This is a genomic window from Pseudarthrobacter oxydans (genome assembly GCF_034258515.1).
Lineage (GTDB): Bacteria > Actinomycetota > Actinomycetes > Actinomycetales > Micrococcaceae > Arthrobacter.
In genome coordinates this window covers 4216571-4233994 of record NZ_CP139438.1, presented here as the reverse complement: position 1 = coordinate 4233994, position 17424 = coordinate 4216571, and the positions used below count along the sequence as shown (strand labels likewise).

The following is a 17424-nucleotide window of genomic DNA, read 5'->3' as shown; positions in this document are numbered from 1 at the left end:
GTTTTTCCTGCATTAAGTGAGAGAGCGTCGGCGGGGGTGTGTGCTTCGTCACGAAGGGGAATAAGTTACAGAAACCTTGCGTAATGGCGATAAGGGTAGGTTAGCCTTACTTAAGTTCGCTTCATTCACTTAAGGAGTTCTGTGACTTCCCCCCTCTTCTCCGGGCCCGGCACCACCCGCCGCACGCTGTTCAAGTCAGCCGGCAAGGCCACCGCTGTCCTGGCCGCAGCGGCACTTACCCTCTCCGCATGCTCAACAGGCCCCGCCTCCTCCACCACGGACGCCGGCGCATCCAGCTCCAGCAGTGCGCAGTTCCCCGTCACCATCGAGCACGTGTACGGCAAGACCACCATCGAGAAGCAGCCCACCCGGGTAGCCACCGTTTCCTGGGTCAATGACGATGTGGCCATTGCCCTGGGCGTTGTCCCGGTGGGCGTTCCCAAGAACGAATGGGGCGGCAACGAGCAGGGCTCCACGCCCTGGAAGGACGCAGCCCTGGAGGAGCTTGGCGCCGGCTTCGGCTCGGACAAGGCCCCGGTCCAGTACTCCGAGGCGGACGGCATCAACTTCACCGAGATCGCCAAGCTCACCCCGGACGTCATCCTGGCCGCCTACTCCGGCTTCACCGAGGAGGACTACAAGAAACTGAGCGAGATCGCCCCGGTTGTGGCCCATCCGGAACTCGCTTACGGAACTTCCTGGCAGGACTCCACCTCCATCATCGGCAAGGCACTTGGCAAGGACGCCGAGGCAACCAAGCTGATTTCCGACACGGAGGCCGCCATCAAGGACAAGGTTGCCGAGTACCCGCAGCTGGCCGGCAAGAGCTTCATCTACGGCAACCTCGAGCCGGCCAAGGGCGACGGCGTCAACGTCTACACCGCCATGGACAACCGCCCGCGCTTCCTCAGCGGGATCGGCATGAAGCTGGCCCCGATCGTTGAGGAGAAGTCCAAGGGTTCCAAGGAGTTCTTCCTCCCCTGGTCGGCTGAAAAGGCCAATGAGCTCGAATCGGACATCTTCGTGACCTGGGTGCCGGATGCAGCCACCGCTGACTCCATCAAGTCAGATCCCCTGCTGAGCCAGATCCCGGCCATCAAGAACGGCGCCCTGGTTGCTGATTCGGACAACACCCTGACGCTGTCCATCTCCGCTTCCTCCCCGCTGAGCCTGCCGTGGTCGCTGGATACGTTCCTGCCCCAGCTGGCCACCGCAGCGGATGCTGTGAAGTAATCACCGCTCAGGTAGGAACAGATAAATGACGGACAGTACGACGACGGCGGCCCGCCAGGAGCCGGCGCCCGGCACCTTCGTGCCGGGCACGGGGCCCGCAGTACATGCCCCCGGCCGCACGTTTGGAGGGCCGCGCGCCGCCTGGCTGCTGGCCGCCGTCGTTGTACTGGCGCTGCTGGCCGGGGCCTCCCTGGCCATTGGCGCGCGGGGCCTTCCCCTCGCCACCGTGTGGCAGGCGCTCACCGCGTTTGATCCCGCCAACGGCGACCACGCCGTGGTCCACGCCCGCATTCCCCGCACCGTCCTTGGCCTGCTGGCCGGCGGTGCGCTGGGCCTTGCGGGCGCAGCCATGCAGGGCGTGGCCCGCAACCCGCTCGCGGACCCGGGCATTTTGGGTGTTAACGCCGGCGCGGCCCTGGCTGTGGTCACCGGCATCTATGTTTTCGGCGTCGGATCCCTCTCCGGCTATATCTGGTTCGCCTTCGTCGGGGCAGCAGCCGCCGCCGTCGTGGTGTACCTCATTGCTTCCCTGGGCCGGGACGGCGCCACCCCGGTGAAGCTCGCCCTGGCAGGCGCGGCACTGAATGCCGGCCTGTACTCGCTGATGAACGTCATCCTGGTCTCCAGCCAGGACACTTTGGACCGGTTCCGCTTCTGGCAGGTGGGCGGAATCGCCGGGCGCGACTGGTCCGCGGTGCTCTTCGGACTTCCATTCCTTGCCGCGGGGGCGCTCATTGTGCTGCTGACCGGCCGCATCCTCAACAGCCTGGCCCTCGGCGACGACATTGCCCGCGGCCTCGGCCAGCGCGTGGGACCGGCAAGGGCCGTCACGGCCCTCGGCATCGTGCTGCTGTGCGGCTCCGCCACTGCCCTTGCCGGACCCGTCGCCTTCGTGGGCCTGGTCATCCCGCATGCGGTCCGCTTCCTCACCGGCCCCGACTACCGCTGGATCCTGCCGTTCTCCCTGGTCCTTGCGCCGGCGCTGCTGCTGGGGGCCGACATCATCGGCCGCGTGGTCCTCCTGCCCGGCGAAGTCCCGGCCGGCATCATGACCGCCCTCGTCGGCGCGCCCGTCTTCGTCTGGCTGATTCGCCGCGGCAAGGGGGCCGGACTGTGAGCATCACCAAAACCCCCGTCGACCTGTCAGATACGGCTCCGACAACCGGCCTTAAGGGACCAGGACTGACAGGGCAACGCCGGGGACGGCTGGGGGTGAACCGGACCGCCGTCCTCGCCGCCGCCGTCGTAATCCTGTTCGCAGTGTCCGTGCTGCTGGGCAGCTACACCGTGACCATCCCGGACTTCTTCAAAATCCTCATCGGGCACCTGACAGGCGGGGAAAAGGTCCCCGGCGCCAGCTTCATCGTGATGGAGAACAAGCTGCCGCGGGCGGTCCTCGGCACCATGGTGGGCCTGGCGTTCGGCCTGGCCGGTGCCCTGTTCCAGACCATGCTGCGCAACCCGCTGGCCAGCCCGGACGTCATCGGCATCAGCTACGGCGCCAGCGCCGCCGCGGTGGCCGCCATCGTCATTTTCGGTGCGTCCGGTGCCGTGGTTTCCGGGGCAGCGCTTGCCGGCGCGCTCGGCGTCGCGGCGCTGATCTACGCCATCTCCAGCGGCACCATGGGCGGAACCGGCCGCGGTGATGCCGCCGGCAACCGGCTCATCCTGGCGGGTGTGGGCATCGCCGCCGCGCTGCATGCCGTGGTGAGCTTCCTGATGACCCGCGCAGACATCCGCACCGCAGCGGATGCCCTCGTCTGGCTCAACGGCTCCCTGAACTCCGCCAGCTGGGACCGGGCCGGGGTGCTGGCCCTTGCCCTCGCCGTCCTTATTCCCGCCGTTGCAGCCATCGCCGGGCCGCTGCGCATCCTGGAGCTCGGCCCCGATGCCGCCGCCGGCCTGGGCATCCGCGTCGGTGCCACCCGCCTCGCGCTGGTCACCATCGCCGTCTCGCTCGCGGCAGTGGCGACGGCGGCTGCCGGCCCGGTCTCGTTCGTCGCCTTCCTGGCCGGGCCCATCGCCCGGCGCTTCACCGGCAAGGCCAGCCTCCCGGCGTCGGCCCTGGTGGGCGCCCTCATTGTCCTCGCCGCAGACTACCTCGCCGCCAATCTTGCACCCCTGCTGCTGGACGGCACCGTCCTGCCGGTGGGCGTCATCACCGGTGCGCTCGGTGCCCCGTTCCTGCTGTGGCTCCTGGTCACGGCCAACCGAAAGGAAGCCTGACGTGGCAGTTCTCAACGCCAAGGACCTGACGCTGAAATATGACCAGCGCTGCGTGGTGGACGGGCTCAACGCCGAAATCCCGGAAGGCAAGGTGACCATGATCGTGGGTGCCAACGCCTGCGGGAAGTCCACCCTCCTCCGAGGCCTGTCCCGGCTCCTCAAACCTGCGGCCGGCACCGTCGCCCTGGACGGCAAGGACATCCACTCGCTGCCCGCCCGTCAACTGGCCCGCACCCTGGGCCTCCTCCCGCAGCACCCCACAGCCCCGGACGGCATCACCGTGAGGGACCTGGTGGGCCGCGGACGCTATCCGCACCAGGGCTTCTTCCGGAGCTGGAGCCCGCAGGATGAGGCTGCGGTGCAGCGCGCACTGGAAGCCACCGAGACGCTGGCCCTCGCCGGGCGGAACGTGGACGAACTCTCCGGCGGACAGCGGCAGCGGGCATGGATCGCCATGGCTTTAGCGCAGGAAACCGACGTGCTGCTCCTGGACGAGCCCACCACCTACCTGGACCTCGCGCACCAGGTGGAGGTCCTGGACCTCGTGACAGACCTGAACCGGCAGCGGGGCACCACCGTGGCCATCGTCCTGCATGACCTGAACCTGGCCGCCCGGTACGCGGACACCGTTATCGCCATGAAGGGCGGGGCCGTGGTGGCCGTCGGTTCCCCCGCCGAGGTGGTCACGGAGGCCCTGGTCCGCAATGTCTTTGGCCTCGAGTCCCGCGTTATCCCCGATCCCCTTTCCGGAACACCCCTGGTCATTCCCATCGGCCGCCACCACGTCCCCGCCAACGAACTGGAGCTCGTTTCATGAAAACCCGGGAAACTGCCGCCGCAAAGACGATGAACACCGAGCCCATGACCCTGGCGTTCGAAGTCACCGTGACATCGGTCCAGGAATTGAGCCCCAACTTCCGCAGGATCACGTTCGGCGGGTACTCGCTGCGGGACTTCGGCGTCCACGGCGACACCCTGGACCTCCGGATCAAGCTCATGATCCCGTCCCTCGCGGCGGACGGCAGCCCGCTGCCCCTCCCGGTGTTCGAAATGAGCTCCTCCGGCTGGTACCGCGAATGGCTCGCCATGGATCCTGCCGTCCGGGGCTCGATGCGGACCTACACGGTCCGGCAGTCGCGCCTCGACGCTGTGTACCCGGAAATCGACGTCGACTTCGTGATGCACTTTGACCACTGTGGCAACGGCGGGCCGGCCGCCAACTGGGCCCTCAACGCGAAGCCGGGCGACGCCATCACCATCATCGGGCCCAACAACAGGGCCGCGCACTGCGTCACCGCCGAGACCTACTCAGGCATCGAATGGCGCCCAGGACTGGCGCAGCGCATCCTGCTGGCCGGCGACGAAACAGCCGTCCCGGCCATCTCCGCCATCCTGGAAAGCCTGCCGGAATACATGACCGGGCACGCCTTCCTGGAAGTCCCCGAAGCCGGCGACTTCCTCGAACTGACCTCGCCGGCGGACATCGAAATCACCTGGCTGGCCCGGGGCGCCTCGATCGGCCGCTCCCGCCCGCACGGCGAGCTGCTCCAGCAGGCAGTGCGTTCGGCGGTTCCTGAGCCCGGCTGGGTTGGCATCAAAGCGGCCGGCGGCGGCGCCGGCCCGGAGCCCGAAGACGTCAACGTGGATGTGGACATCCTCTGGGAGACCCCCGCGCGGATGGAGACTTCGGACATCCAGGCCACCAAGAACCCCGACATGCCGGCCGGCGCCATGCCCTTCTACGCCTGGATCGCCGGGGAAGCCGCCGTCATCAAGGACATGCGCCGCTACCTGGTCCGGGACGTCGGAATCGACCGGAAACAGGTCGCGTTCATGGGCTACTGGCGCCAGGGCAAGGCCGAGCTGTAGCCTCAGCCGGAAAAGGGCTGTCTTACTTGTAGACGCGGACCCAATCGACCTGCATCTGCGATGGCTTGGTGGCGGAGCCGTCCGGGAACCAATCCAGCTGCACTGTCTGCTTCATTACGGTAGAGGGCTGGTGCGCCGGGTTCGTGTCCGTGAAGGTCTTTACTCCGTCGACGTATCCGCTGATGCCGCCCGGGGTCCACTCCACCGCGTAGTTGTGCCACTGCGTGCCATCGACAGGCGTCGCCGCTGTGGTCTGGAAATCCGCTCCACCACAGGCGTAGTGCAGGAAGAACCTCATGACGGAGGTGACTGAGCTGCCCTCGGCATAATCGATCTCGGCGCAGTTCGGGGCACTGTTGTTGTTGAGGATCAGGACCGGGTGGTATTTCGGGTCCCGCGCATTGGTTTTCATGCGCGTTTCCCAACGGCCATACCTTTGCTCCGCGAACTTTGCCGACATGCCTCCAGTGGTACCGGCTGCGTCTCCGCTAACGGTGGCTACGCCGTTGGCAACGGACCAGGCCTGGGGGCTGCGCAGGCCTTTGCCTGCATGCCCTGCACTGTTATAGACACTCCATTTCGTCCGGTCCGGTGCTCCGGTGTAGGAGAATTCGTCGCCCGTCAGGACCGGGCCCCAACCGAAGGCGGTAGCTGCCTGCGCACCGTCACCCGTCGTCGCGAGAGCCTGGCTGACCGGCTGGGCGGCCGCGGCCGCAGGCGCGGGTGCCGCGGCAGGCGCCGGCGCAGAAGTGACCGGTGTCGCCTCGGTTGCCTCCTCCGCAGCTGGAGTCTGGCTGCTCGAAGCCGTGGCCGCCGGAGATGCTGTGGCCGTGTCAGTGGGGCCTGGAGTGGCAGGCGCGGACGCGCCGTCGGCCGAGGATGGGTCAGCCGCCCCGTTGGTCGTAGGGGCCGGGCCGCATCCTGTCAGGGACAAAGCACCCATGGTCATAACGATGGCTATTTTCTTGAACAAGATACCTCCGGGCTTAGGGCAGGAAGAAACGACTGATGCACTTGAGGCGTTGACGAGTGCGGAAAGCATCTTTGGGCCCCCTTTGGCGGGGCCAAAGCTAGCAGGCGCCGAAGGGGCGCAGCGGGGTCCAGTGATCGGGCGCCCGGGGCCCTGCATTGGGGCCAGCCGCCCACGTTACCTGATCGTGACCATCGGTCGCAAAAATGCGACAAGGGCCAAGTAGCTGCTGATCGGGCCGATCCGGCCCGGCTCGCGGACCCTGCCGGCAGCTGCCGCCCTTCTGCACATCCTGTTGCTGTCCGTTTACCTTGGCGTCTCTTTGGGCGGCTACTTTCGTCGGATGGGTGCTAATCCTTTGCTTCCGGAGCTGGAGGGCCGGCGGGTATTCGTTGCTTTGGGCGATTCGTTTACCGAGGGCGTCGGGGACCGGGATGAGCGGCTGCCCAACGGGGTCCGGGGCTGGGCAGACCGGGTTGCGGAGAAACTGGCCAAGGCCCAGCCGGGTTGGCGGTACGCGAACCTGGCCATCCGAAGCAAACGCCTCCGGCAGATCATCAACGAGCAGCTGGAACCGGCACTGGCAATGAAGCCCGCCCTGGTAACGCTGTACGCGGGCGGCAATGACATCCTGGACCTGAAGACGGACATGGTGGTCCTCATGGCCGACTATGAAAACTTCGTGGCACAGCTGGCGGAGACCGGAGCTACTTTGGTGCTCTTTACCGGTTTCGACGTCAAGGTCTCAGCGCTGTTGGAACCGCTGAAGAAGCGCAACACCTTCTACAACCAGCGGGTTCGGGCGATTGCGGCAAAATATGGCGCAGTCCTGGTGGATTACTGGTCCCTCGATGCCTTCCATGACCGGCGGATGTGGGACTCGGACCGGCTCCACATGTCCAAGGCCGGGCACAAATACCTGGCAGGGCAGGTGCTGGACCGGCTGGGTGTGCCCCACAAGATCACGCCCAAGGACTGGGAACCGCCCTTACGGCCCAGCCTGCGGGAGTGGGAGCGGCAGCAGCGGCGCTGGATCCACGACTGGGTACTGCCGCTCTTCGGCCGCAAACTTCGCGGCGTCACCCTGGGGGACGAGCTCACCCCGCGGTGGCCGGAACCGGTGAAGGTGCCGCGGAAAGGCGGGCTGAAGAAGCTGGCGGCGAAGTCCTACTTCAGTGAAGCCAACTAGCGTCCCCGGCCTGAGCCTTAGGCCTCAGCTGTCCGGCAGATTTAGCTGTCCAGGAGGATTTCGTAGCCCGGCGCCACCCTTGCGGCGTGGAACTCCATGACTTCGAAGTCCGCAACGCCGTTCGTGTAGAACGGGTCCTGCTTCAGGCAGGCATCGAGGGTGGCGCGGTCCGCCTGGGAGAGCAGCAGGCCGCCCGTCCGCGGCACCTTGCGGCCTGCGGCAATAAAGACTCCGTCATCAAAGGCCTTCTGCAGCCAGGAAATGTGGCCCTCATTGTGGAAGTCCACGATGTCCTGCGGAACCCGGTAACTCAGGGAGACAACATACATGGCCCCAGCCTACCGGCCGCCACAGGACCTACTTGAAGGATCAACCAGTCCGCTCTCGTAGAATGAGGGAATGACCGAACCGCGCTGGCTCAACGCCGACGAACGCCGAGCCTGGCTGGCCCTGGTGAGCATCAATACCCTCCTGCCTGCGGCCTTGGACACCAAGCTCCACACAGCGGGAAAGCTTTCGCTTTTCGACTACACCGTCCTGGCCATGCTCTCCGAGGCGGAAGGCAGGTTCTTGCCCATGAGCGAACTCGCTGCCCGCAGCAGCGCGTCGTTGTCCCGGCTCTCGCACGTGGTGACCAAGCTGCAGAAGCGAGGCTGGGTGGAGCGGCGGCCGCATCCCCATGATGCCCGGGTCACCACCGCCCACCTCACCGACGAGGGGATGGCAACCATCGTGGGCCTTGCACCCGGCCATGTGGAGGACGTCCGTGACCTGTTCCTTGATGCCCTCACCGAGCAGGACGTCCTTGACCTGGCTCGGATCGGCGAAAAGGTAGTGGGCCGGCTGGATGCGGACCACTGGATCCTGAGGGAAAACTAGGGTCCCTCGCCCGCGGTTGGTTGCTTCCAACAACTGATGGCAAACTATCCGAATGGATTTCACAACCCGGTTCGTTGCCCTTGGCGACTCCTTCACGGAGGGTGTGGGCGACGACGATTCCACCCGCCCCAATGGTGTCCGCGGCTGGGCGGACCGCGTGGCCGAACAGCTGGGAGCCGCTGACCCCGCCTTCGGCTACGCCAACCTCGCCATCCGCGGGAGGAAGCTCCGCCACATCCTGGCTGAGCAGGTGGACGCCGCCGTGGAACTTAAACCCACCCTGGTGAGCATCTACGCGGGGGCCAACGACATCCTGCGCCCCAGGATCGACATCGATGACCTTTTGGTGGAGTACGACGACGCCATCGCCAAGCTGCGTGCCACCGGTGCCGCCGTGGTGATGTTCACGGGATTCGACGCGCGTGGCTCGAAGGTGTTCAGCACCATGCGTGGGCGCACGGCCATCTACAACGAACTGGTCCGCGGCATCGCCGGCGACCACGGCGCGCTGCTGGTGGACTACTGGCGCTTCAGCGAGTACTACGACTGGGGCATGTGGGCGCAGGACCGGATGCACATGTCCGCTGCCGGGCACGCCAACATGGCCAAGCGGGTGCTGGACGTCCTGGAGCACGACCACTCCATCGACATCCCGCCCATGACGCCCGTCCCCGAACTCAGCGGGCTGGACGCCATCCGGGCCAACGCCCGGTGGTTCCGCGAGTACGCCGGGCCGTGGGTGGTCCGCCGGGTCACCGGGAAGTCGTCCGGGGACGGCCTTAGGCCGAGGTACCCACAGCTCACGCACCTCTAACCCTGGGCCTGCTTATACACCCTCCAGCGCCGGATTGGTCTTTAATTGCGCGAACTCGTAGACTTGGTAGGCGCTAAGTGCGCGGAGCGTGCGCAATTGCTCCGGTTGCCCGGTAATTTCTCCAGGGTGGCCGGTAGTTAGGGGCTCAAGTTGCGTGACTAACCGTTGCCCTTCGTCATTTTTGGGTCGCCCTTAGCAGCATGGTCCAGCAGCAGATATGCGGATCATTACTTTCAATTCTTGAGGAGAAGTCATGGCAGCACACTGCCAAGTGACCGGAGCCGAGCCGGGCTTTGGGCACAGCATTTCGCACTCGCACCGCCGCAACAAGCGCCGGTTCGATCCGAACATTCAGAAGAAGCGCTACTGGGTTCCGTCCCTGCGCCGTAACGTCACGCTGCAGGTCTCTGCACGTGGCATCAAGACCATCGACGTACGCGGCATCGACGTAGTCGTCGCCCAGATTCTGGCTCGTGGGGTGAAGCTCTAGTGGCTAAGGACAAGGACGTACGTCCGATCATCAAGCTCAAGTCGACTGCGGGCACGGGTTACACCTACGTAACCCGCAAGAACCGTCGTAACGATCCGGACCGCATGGTCCTGAAGAAGTACGACCCCAAGATCCGCCAGCACGTCGAATTCCGAGAGGAGCGCTAAACATGGCTAAGAAGTCCAAGATTGCTCGCAACGAGCAGCGCAAGGTCATCGTGGAGCGTTACGCTGCAAAGCGCCTCGAGCTGAAGAAGACCCTGGTTGACGAAAACGCAACCGACGAAGCACGCGAAGCGGCCCGCCTGGGCCTGCAGAAGCTGCCCCGCAACGCGTCCCCGATCCGTCTGCGTAACCGCGACATCATCGACGGCCGCCCCCGCGGTACCTTCCAGAAGTTCGGCATCTCCCGTGTCCGCTTCCGCGACATGGCTCACAAGGGCGAACTCCCGGGCATCACCAAGTCTTCCTGGTAATCCAGCACTGCTGATACCAGCTGCTTGAAAAGGGCCGGCAACCTCACGGTTGCCGGCCCTTTTGCTGTTAAGGATTCTCCGGTTGGCGTCCTTCGATCCGGCTGCCAGGCACTGTGCTGCAGCACACAGGAACGGGATACGACGCCGGATGGGCTTCCGCGGGTGCCCGAGGGCCGTTTTGCCGCGGAAACACGGGGTTGAGAGCGCCTCGCCAGGGGGATTTGCGGAGGCCCCCGGGGAGGTGTATTGTTTTCTAAGTCGCCGCGAGGGAGACAGCGAAGAGCTGGTTACCGCGGGCGGCCAAACCCCCAAAATCAAGACCAAATTCTGGCAGGGCTTTCGAGCGCTCCTGAAGAGGTGGGGACGACTTCCCGCCGATGAGAATCCTGAAACACGGATTTGCATCGGAACGGAGAGTCGGGTAAGTTTGAAAAGTTGCTCCGGAGCGATCCACGGTGGTTTTTTGCTGGTGGTGGTGCCGGGTGTGTCTGTTGTTTGAGAACTCAATAGTGTGCCAAGTTTGTTGATACCAATTGTTTTAGTGATTGGTTGAATTGACCGGGCTGTCCGCCCCTGTGGGTGGTCTGGTTTTTACAGCTGGTTTCAAATTTTGTGCAGCCTTTTTGTCCCGTTTTCCCGGGGCTGGGGGTTGTGTCTGTTTTACTTCAACGGAGAGTTTGATCCTGGCTCAGGATGAACGCTGGCGGCGTGCTTAACACATGCAAGTCGAACGATGAACCTCACTTGTGGGGGGATTAGTGGCGAACGGGTGAGTAACACGTGAGTAACCTGCCCTTAACTCTGGGATAAGCCTGGGAAACTGGGTCTAATACCGGATATGACTCCTCATCGCATGGTGGGGGGTGGAAAGCTTTTTGTGGTTTTGGATGGACTCGCGGCCTATCAGCTTGTTGGTGAGGTAATGGCTTACCAAGGCGACGACGGGTAGCCGGCCTGAGAGGGTGACCGGCCACACTGGGACTGAGACACGGCCCAGACTCCTACGGGAGGCAGCAGTGGGGAATATTGCACAATGGGCGCAAGCCTGATGCAGCGACGCCGCGTGAGGGATGACGGCCTTCGGGTTGTAAACCTCTTTCAGTAGGGAAGAAGCGAAAGTGACGGTACCTGCAGAAGAAGCGCCGGCTAACTACGTGCCAGCAGCCGCGGTAATACGTAGGGCGCAAGCGTTATCCGGAATTATTGGGCGTAAAGAGCTCGTAGGCGGTTTGTCGCGTCTGCCGTGAAAGTCCGGGGCTCAACTCCGGATCTGCGGTGGGTACGGGCAGACTAGAGTGATGTAGGGGAGACTGGAATTCCTGGTGTAGCGGTGAAATGCGCAGATATCAGGAGGAACACCGATGGCGAAGGCAGGTCTCTGGGCATTAACTGACGCTGAGGAGCGAAAGCATGGGGAGCGAACAGGATTAGATACCCTGGTAGTCCATGCCGTAAACGTTGGGCACTAGGTGTGGGGGACATTCCACGTTTTCCGCGCCGTAGCTAACGCATTAAGTGCCCCGCCTGGGGAGTACGGCCGCAAGGCTAAAACTCAAAGGAATTGACGGGGGCCCGCACAAGCGGCGGAGCATGCGGATTAATTCGATGCAACGCGAAGAACCTTACCAAGGCTTGACATGAACCGGTAATACCTGGAGACAGGTGCCCCGCTTGCGGTCGGTTTACAGGTGGTGCATGGTTGTCGTCAGCTCGTGTCGTGAGATGTTGGGTTAAGTCCCGCAACGAGCGCAACCCTCGTTCTATGTTGCCAGCACGTGATGGTGGGGACTCATAGGAGACTGCCGGGGTCAACTCGGAGGAAGGTGGGGACGACGTCAAATCATCATGCCCCTTATGTCTTGGGCTTCACGCATGCTACAATGGCCGGTACAAAGGGTTGCGATACTGTGAGGTGGAGCTAATCCCAAAAAGCCGGTCTCAGTTCGGATTGGGGTCTGCAACTCGACCCCATGAAGTCGGAGTCGCTAGTAATCGCAGATCAGCAACGCTGCGGTGAATACGTTCCCGGGCCTTGTACACACCGCCCGTCAAGTCACGAAAGTTGGTAACACCCGAAGCCGGTGGCCTAACCCCTTGTGGGAGGGAGCTGTCGAAGGTGGGACTGGCGATTGGGACTAAGTCGTAACAAGGTAGCCGTACCGGAAGGTGCGGCTGGATCACCTCCTTTCTAAGGAGCACCTACAGATTGTTCGTGCCGTGTATGCGGTGCGGGGGTTTGTCAGGAGTACAGCCCGTTGCGCAGACGCAAGTTCTGCGGCGGGTGCTCAAGGGTGGAATATCAACGAATAGCGGCTGCCGGTTCTTTCCGGTGCTTAGTACGGTTCCTCTTTGCGGGGGTTCCTGGAAGGGTGCTGGTGGGTGCGGGTGGTTTCGTGTTTGGCACACTGTTGGGTCCTGAGGCAACAGGGCCGTGGTTCCGTCGCGTTTTGCGGGGCGGGGGTTGCGGGTTTGTTTGTTTCTGGTTTCCTGGCTGCACCGATCATGCATGTTGTGTGTGTGGGGTGTGTGGTTTGGGGTTGTTGTTTGAGAACTACATAGTGGACGCGAGCATCTTTTATAAGAAGCAATTTCCAAGAATATGAACCTGGATCTGTTGTGCTGTCTTTCGGGATGGTGCAGTGGTTTTCGTGGTTCTCTCGAAAATTAGCGTTTTTGATCTTTTGTGGTCAAGTTTTTAAGAGCACACGGTGGATGCCTTGGCATTAGGAGCCGAAGAAGGACGTAGGAATCTGCGATAAGCCTGGGGGAGTCGATAACCGGACTGTGATCCCAGGGTGTCCGAATGGGGAAACCCCGCCGAGCGCGCGAGTGACTCGGTGACCCGCATCTGAACACATAGGGTGCGTGGAGGGAACGCGGGGAAGTGAAACATCTCAGTACCCGCAGGAAGAGAAAACAATAGTGATTCCGTTAGTAGTGGCGAGCGAACGCGGATCAGGCTAAACCGTTCCATGTGTGATAGCCGGCGGGCGTTGCATGGTCGGGGTTGTGGGACTTTCCATACCAGTTCTGCCGGGCTGGTGGGGTGTGATGTGCAGGCATAGGTGAACGGTCTTGAAAGGCCGGCCAGAGAGGGTGTTAGCCCCGTAACCGTAATGTTGTGTACCGCCTGTGAGAGTATCCCAAGTAGTACGGGGCCCGAGAAATCCCGTGCGAATCTGTCAGGACCACCTGATAAGCCTAAATACTCCCTAATGACCGATAGCGGACCAGTACCGTGAGGGAAAGGTGAAAAGTACCCCGGGAGGGGAGTGAAACAGTACCTGAAACCGTGTGCTTACAATCCGTCGGAGCCAGTCTGATTCTGGTGACGGCGTGCCTTTTGAAGAATGAGCCTGCGAGTTAGTGTTACGTCGCGAGGTTAACCCGTGTGGGGCAGCCGTAGCGAAAGCGAGTCTGAATAGGGCGTTGCAGTGGCGTGATCTAGACCCGAAGCGAAGTGATCTACCCATGGCCAGGTTGAAGCGACGGTAAGACGTCGTGGAGGACCGAACCCACTTCAGTTGAAAATGGAGGGGATGAGCTGTGGGTAGGGGTGAAAGGCCAATCAAACTTCGTGATAGCTGGTTCTCCCCGAAATGCATTTAGGTGCAGCGTTGCGTGTTTCTTGCTGGAGGTAGAGCTACTGGATGGCTAATGGGCCCTACAAGGTTACTGACGTCAGCCAAACTCCGAATGCCGGTAAGTGAGAGCGCAGCAGTGAGACTGTGGGGGATAAGCTTCATAGTCGAGAGGGAAACAGCCCAGACCACCAACTAAGGCCCCTAAGCGTGTGCTAAGTGGGAAAGGATGTGGAGTTGCGAAGACAACCAGGAGGTTGGCTTAGAAGCAGCCATCCTTAAAAGAGTGCGTAATAGCTCACTGGTCAAGTGATTCCGCGCCGACAATGTAGCGGGGCTCAAGTACACCGCCGAAGTTGTGGCATTCAAATATTAGCTAAGCCCTTGTGGTTCAGGCGTTTGGATGGGTAGGGGAGCGTCGTGTGGGCGGTGAAGTCGCGGTGTAAACCAGCGGTGGAGCCTACACGAGTGAGAATGCAGGCATGAGTAGCGAAAGACGGGTGAGAAACCCGTCCGCCGAATGATCAAGGGTTCCAGGGTCAAGCTAATCTGCCCTGGGTAAGTCGGGACCTAAGGCGAGGCCGACAGGCGTAGTCGATGGACAACGGGTTGATATTCCCGTACCGGCGAAAAACCGCCCATGCTGAACAGGGGATACTAACTGCCCGAGACCTGCCTGACACCCCTTGTGGGTGAAGGGTTTTGGTGGAGCGCAGGACCTGATCCTGGGAGGCAAGCGTATTAACAGGTGTGACGCAGGAAGGTAGCCGAGCCGGGCGATGGTTGTCCCGGTCTAAGGATGTAGGGCGAACGGTAGGCAAATCCGCTGTTCATGATGCCTGAGATCTGATGGGACCCCCGTTTGGGGGGATTCGGTGATCCTATGCTGCCGAGAAAAGCATCGACGCGAGGTTTTAGCCGCCCGTACCCCAAACCGACACAGGTGATCAGGTAGAGAATACTAAGGCGATCGAGAGAATTATGGTTAAGGAACTCGGCAAAATGCCCCCGTAACTTCGGGAGAAGGGGGGCCCCAACCTTGAACACCACTTGCTGGTGGGAGGGGATCGGGGCCGCAGAGACCAGGGGGAAGCGACTGTTTACTAAAAACACAGGTCCGTGCGAAGTCGCAAGACGATGTATACGGACTGACTCCTGCCCGGTGCTGGAAGGTTAAGAGGACCGGTTAGCCGCAAGGCGAAGCTGAGAATTTAAGCCCCAGTAAACGGCGGTGGTAACTATAACCATCCTAAGGTAGCGAAATTCCTTGTCGGGTAAGTTCCGACCTGCACGAATGGAGTAACGACTTCCCCGCTGTCTCAACCATAAACTCGGCGAAATTGCAGTACGAGTAAAGATGCTCGTTACGCGCAGCAGGACGGAAAGACCCCGAGACCTTTACTATAGTTTGGTATTGGTGTTCGGAGTGGCTTGTGTAGGATAGGTGGGAGACGTTGAAGCCCGGACGCCAGTTCGGGTGGAGTCATCGTTGAAATACCACTCTGGTCACTTTGGACATCTAACTTCGGCCCGTAATCCGGGTCAGGGACAGTGCCTGATGGGTAGTTTAACTGGGGCGGTTGCCTCCTAAAAAGTAACGGAGGCGCCCAAAGGTTCCCTCAGCCTGGTTGGCAATCAGGTGTCGAGTGTAAGTGCACAAGGGAGCTTGACTGTGAGAGAGACATCTCGAGCAGGGACGAAAGTCGGGACTAGTGATCCGGCGGTACATTGTGGAATGGCCGTCGCTCAACGGATAAAAGGTACCTCGGGGATAACAGGCTGATCTTGCCCAAGAGTCCATATCGACGGCATGGTTTGGCACCTCGATGTCGGCTCGTCGCATCCTGGGGCTGGAGTAGGTCCCAAGGGTTGGGCTGTTCGCCCATTAAAGCGGTACGCGAGCTGGGTTTAGAACGTCGTGAGACAGTTCGGTCCCTATCCGCTGCGCGCGCAGGAAATTTGAGAAGGGCTGTCCTTAGTACGAGAGGACCGGGACGGACGAACCTCTGGTGTGTCAGTTGTACTGCCAAGTGCACCGCTGATTAGCTACGTTCGGATGGGATAACCGCTGAAAGCATCTAAGCGGGAAGCTCGCTTCAAGATGAGATTTCCATACACCTCGTGTGTGAGAGGCCCCCAGCCAGACCACTGGGTTGATAGGCCGGATGTGGAAGCGAGGACTAACGACTCGTGAAGCTGACCGGTACTAATAGGCCGATAACTTACACCACACACCACACCCGTGAAACCGGTTCAAAAGCGGTTCCACACCAGGGTTGGTAAAAAGATAACAAGACTGCTTGCGTCCACTATGTGGTTCCCGAACAACAAACCATTTGTTGCAGGGAACACCAACTCAATAACAACACCACAATGTTGTAACCACAACACTTCCCACCCCCGGGGATCACACCCGGGCGGACGGGTAACAAGGTTACGGCGGTCATAGCGTGGGGGAAACGCCCGGTCCCATTCCGAACCCGGAAGCTAAGACCCACAGCGCCGATGGTACTGCACCCGGGAGGGTGTGGGAGAGTAGGTCACCGCCGGACAACCATTAGGTCGAGGCCCCAACCACCAGGTTGGGGCCTCCCGCATTTAAAAACCACACACCACCCACAGCCCGCCTAGACTTACCGTCATGACCTCCAGCTCCAGCGGCCCACAGGTCCGCCGCGCCACTATCCTGGACGTGGCGGCCGCCGCCGGAGTATCCCGGCAGACAGTCACCCGGGCCATGAACGACATGCCCGGCATCAGCGCGGCCACCCGTGAACGTGTCAAGGCGCTGGCAACAGAGCTCGGATATTCCCCTAGCCGGTTCGCGAAGGGCCTGGTGCAGGGCGCCCGCACCTCACTGGGGCTGGCCATTCCGGACCTCACCAACCCGTATTTCCCGGCGTTTGCCTCCAGCGTGGTGGAGGAAGCCACGCAGCGGGGCTGGAACGTGGTGATGGATGATTTTGGCCACGGCAGCGGAAGCGGCCTCGACGCCGTGGCCCGGCTCGCGCCCCAGGTCGATGCCCTGATCGGATACCTTGGGGCCAGCTCGCAGCAAGCCCAGTCCTTGATGGGACGGCGTCCTGTGGTGGTCCTGGACTACCCGGCGGGACAGGCCGCCGGCCGGATCGCCTTTGACTACTTCCATGCGGCACGCATGGCGCTGGAGCACCTTCTGGCGGCACAGCGCCGACGGATCGCCTACCTCGATTCGGACGAAGGCGGGCAGGCCACCACCCGCGGGCTCGCTGTTGCGGCAGCGGCCGCCGACGCCGGCATTGACATCATCATCCTCGAGGCGCAGGACACCGCCCCGGCGGCACGGGAGGCAGTCCGCTCCCTGCTTGAGCAGCACGGCACGGTCGACGGGCTCCTGGTGTTCAACGACCTGATGGCGGCGGGAGCGCTTAAAGCCCTCAATGCCGCCGGCAGGGCAGTGCCGCGGGACTGTGCAGTGATCGGCATGGACGGCATACCCCTGGGCGAACTGGTCTCACCCGAGCTGACCACGCTCGCACTGGACCTGCGTGCAGTAGGCCGGGCCGCCGTCGGACTCGTGGCAGACCTGCTGTCCGGCGCAGTGGAGGCTGGGAGCCCGGACGCCTCCTTGATCCTCAAGCATCAGCTGGTGCTTCGCCAGTCGGCCTGACCCTTCTCAAAGCAGACCTGAACGGCTAGGCTTGAAGCGCGGGCCGTGA

General features: G+C 62.3%; 14 protein-coding genes and 3 rRNA genes. 15 read left to right on the top strand and 2 right to left on the bottom strand.

What is annotated here, in order from left to right; translation table 11 throughout:
* Positions 1-141 precede the first annotated feature (141 nt).
* The 5 genes from SMD14_RS19280 (at position 142) to SMD14_RS19260 (ending at position 5328) form a co-directional block, all read left to right on the top strand.
* Positions 142-1233 carry an iron-siderophore ABC transporter substrate-binding protein gene (locus SMD14_RS19280; RefSeq protein WP_321214713.1) on the top strand — a complete coding sequence of 364 codons (1092 nt, stop codon included), beginning with the start codon at positions 142-144 and terminating at the stop codon, positions 1231-1233.
* Between the two features lie 25 nt (positions 1234-1258).
* The gene (locus tag SMD14_RS19275) at positions 1259-2350 is read left to right on the top strand and encodes an iron chelate uptake ABC transporter family permease subunit (protein WP_321214712.1); all 1092 of its coding nucleotides are present in this window, start codon (positions 1259-1261) and stop codon (positions 2348-2350) included.
* A 65-nt stretch (positions 2351-2415) separates the two neighbouring features.
* Positions 2416-3459 carry a FecCD family ABC transporter permease gene (locus SMD14_RS19270; protein WP_409339733.1) on the top strand — a complete coding sequence of 348 codons (1044 nt, stop codon included), beginning with the start codon at positions 2416-2418 and terminating at the stop codon, positions 3457-3459.
* Position 3460: 1 nt separating this feature from the next.
* Positions 3461-4276: an ABC transporter ATP-binding protein gene (locus SMD14_RS19265; RefSeq protein WP_321214711.1), complete on the top strand. Its 816-nt coding sequence runs from the start codon at positions 3461-3463 to the stop codon at positions 4274-4276.
* The gene (locus tag SMD14_RS19260) at positions 4273-5328 is read left to right on the top strand and encodes a siderophore-interacting protein (protein ID WP_321214710.1); all 1056 of its coding nucleotides are present in this window, start codon (positions 4273-4275) and stop codon (positions 5326-5328) included. The genes SMD14_RS19265 and SMD14_RS19260 overlap by 4 nt, the downstream gene beginning before the upstream one ends.
* Before the next feature lie 22 nt (positions 5329-5350).
* Here the strand turns inward: SMD14_RS19260 and SMD14_RS19255 are convergent, their stop codons facing one another.
* Complete coding sequence (locus tag SMD14_RS19255; RefSeq protein WP_321214709.1) at positions 5351-6301, bottom strand: glycoside hydrolase family 16 protein; 951 nt, start codon at positions 6299-6301, stop codon at positions 5351-5353.
* Between the two features lie 340 nt (positions 6302-6641).
* On the opposite strand from SMD14_RS19255, the gene SMD14_RS19250 reads away from it, so the two are divergent.
* On the top strand, positions 6642-7487 hold the full coding sequence (locus tag SMD14_RS19250; protein ID WP_321214708.1) for an SGNH/GDSL hydrolase family protein: 846 nt from the start codon (positions 6642-6644) through the stop codon (positions 7485-7487).
* Between the two features lie 41 nt (positions 7488-7528).
* Here the strand turns inward: SMD14_RS19250 and SMD14_RS19245 are convergent, their stop codons facing one another.
* Positions 7529-7816: a YciI family protein gene (locus SMD14_RS19245; RefSeq protein WP_157240408.1), complete on the bottom strand. Its 288-nt coding sequence runs from the start codon at positions 7814-7816 to the stop codon at positions 7529-7531.
* Positions 7817-7886: 70 nt separating this feature from the next.
* Between SMD14_RS19245 and SMD14_RS19240 the strand changes: the two genes are divergently transcribed.
* The 9 genes from SMD14_RS19240 to SMD14_RS19200 all read left to right on the top strand — a co-directional run bounded on the left by SMD14_RS19240 (position 7887) and on the right by SMD14_RS19200 (position 17375).
* Entirely contained in the window at positions 7887-8366 is a 480-nt protein-coding gene (locus tag SMD14_RS19240) for a MarR family winged helix-turn-helix transcriptional regulator (RefSeq protein WP_104999378.1), read from the top strand.
* A gap of 52 nt (positions 8367-8418) precedes the next feature.
* A complete protein-coding gene (locus SMD14_RS19235; protein ID WP_321214707.1) occupies positions 8419-9180 on the top strand; it encodes an SGNH/GDSL hydrolase family protein in 762 nt (253 codons plus the stop codon).
* A gap of 253 nt (positions 9181-9433) precedes the next feature.
* Positions 9434-9670, top strand: coding sequence for a 50S ribosomal protein L28 (gene rpmB, locus SMD14_RS19230; RefSeq protein ID WP_013602738.1), 237 nt, complete (start codon positions 9434-9436; stop codon positions 9668-9670).
* Positions 9670-9837: a 50S ribosomal protein L33 gene (rpmG, locus tag SMD14_RS19225; RefSeq protein WP_013602737.1), complete on the top strand. Its 168-nt coding sequence runs from the start codon at positions 9670-9672 to the stop codon at positions 9835-9837. The genes rpmB and rpmG overlap by 1 nt, the downstream gene beginning before the upstream one ends.
* A 2-nt stretch (positions 9838-9839) precedes the next feature.
* Positions 9840-10145: a 30S ribosomal protein S14 gene (gene rpsN, locus SMD14_RS19220; protein ID WP_009358853.1), complete on the top strand. Its 306-nt coding sequence runs from the start codon at positions 9840-9842 to the stop codon at positions 10143-10145.
* 665 nt (positions 10146-10810) lie between these two features.
* Positions 10811-12333: ribosomal RNA gene (locus SMD14_RS19215) — 16S ribosomal RNA — on the top strand.
* A 497-nt stretch (positions 12334-12830) separates the two neighbouring features.
* Positions 12831-15957, top strand: a 23S ribosomal RNA gene (locus SMD14_RS19210).
* Positions 15958-16161: 204 nt separating this feature from the next.
* Positions 16162-16278 (top strand): 5S ribosomal RNA (rrf, locus tag SMD14_RS19205).
* Together the 16S, 23S and 5S rRNA genes form the textbook arrangement of a ribosomal RNA operon.
* A gap of 89 nt (positions 16279-16367) precedes the next feature.
* Complete coding sequence (locus SMD14_RS19200; protein WP_321214706.1) at positions 16368-17375, top strand: LacI family DNA-binding transcriptional regulator; 1008 nt, start codon at positions 16368-16370, stop codon at positions 17373-17375.
* Positions 17376-17424 lie beyond the last annotated feature (49 nt).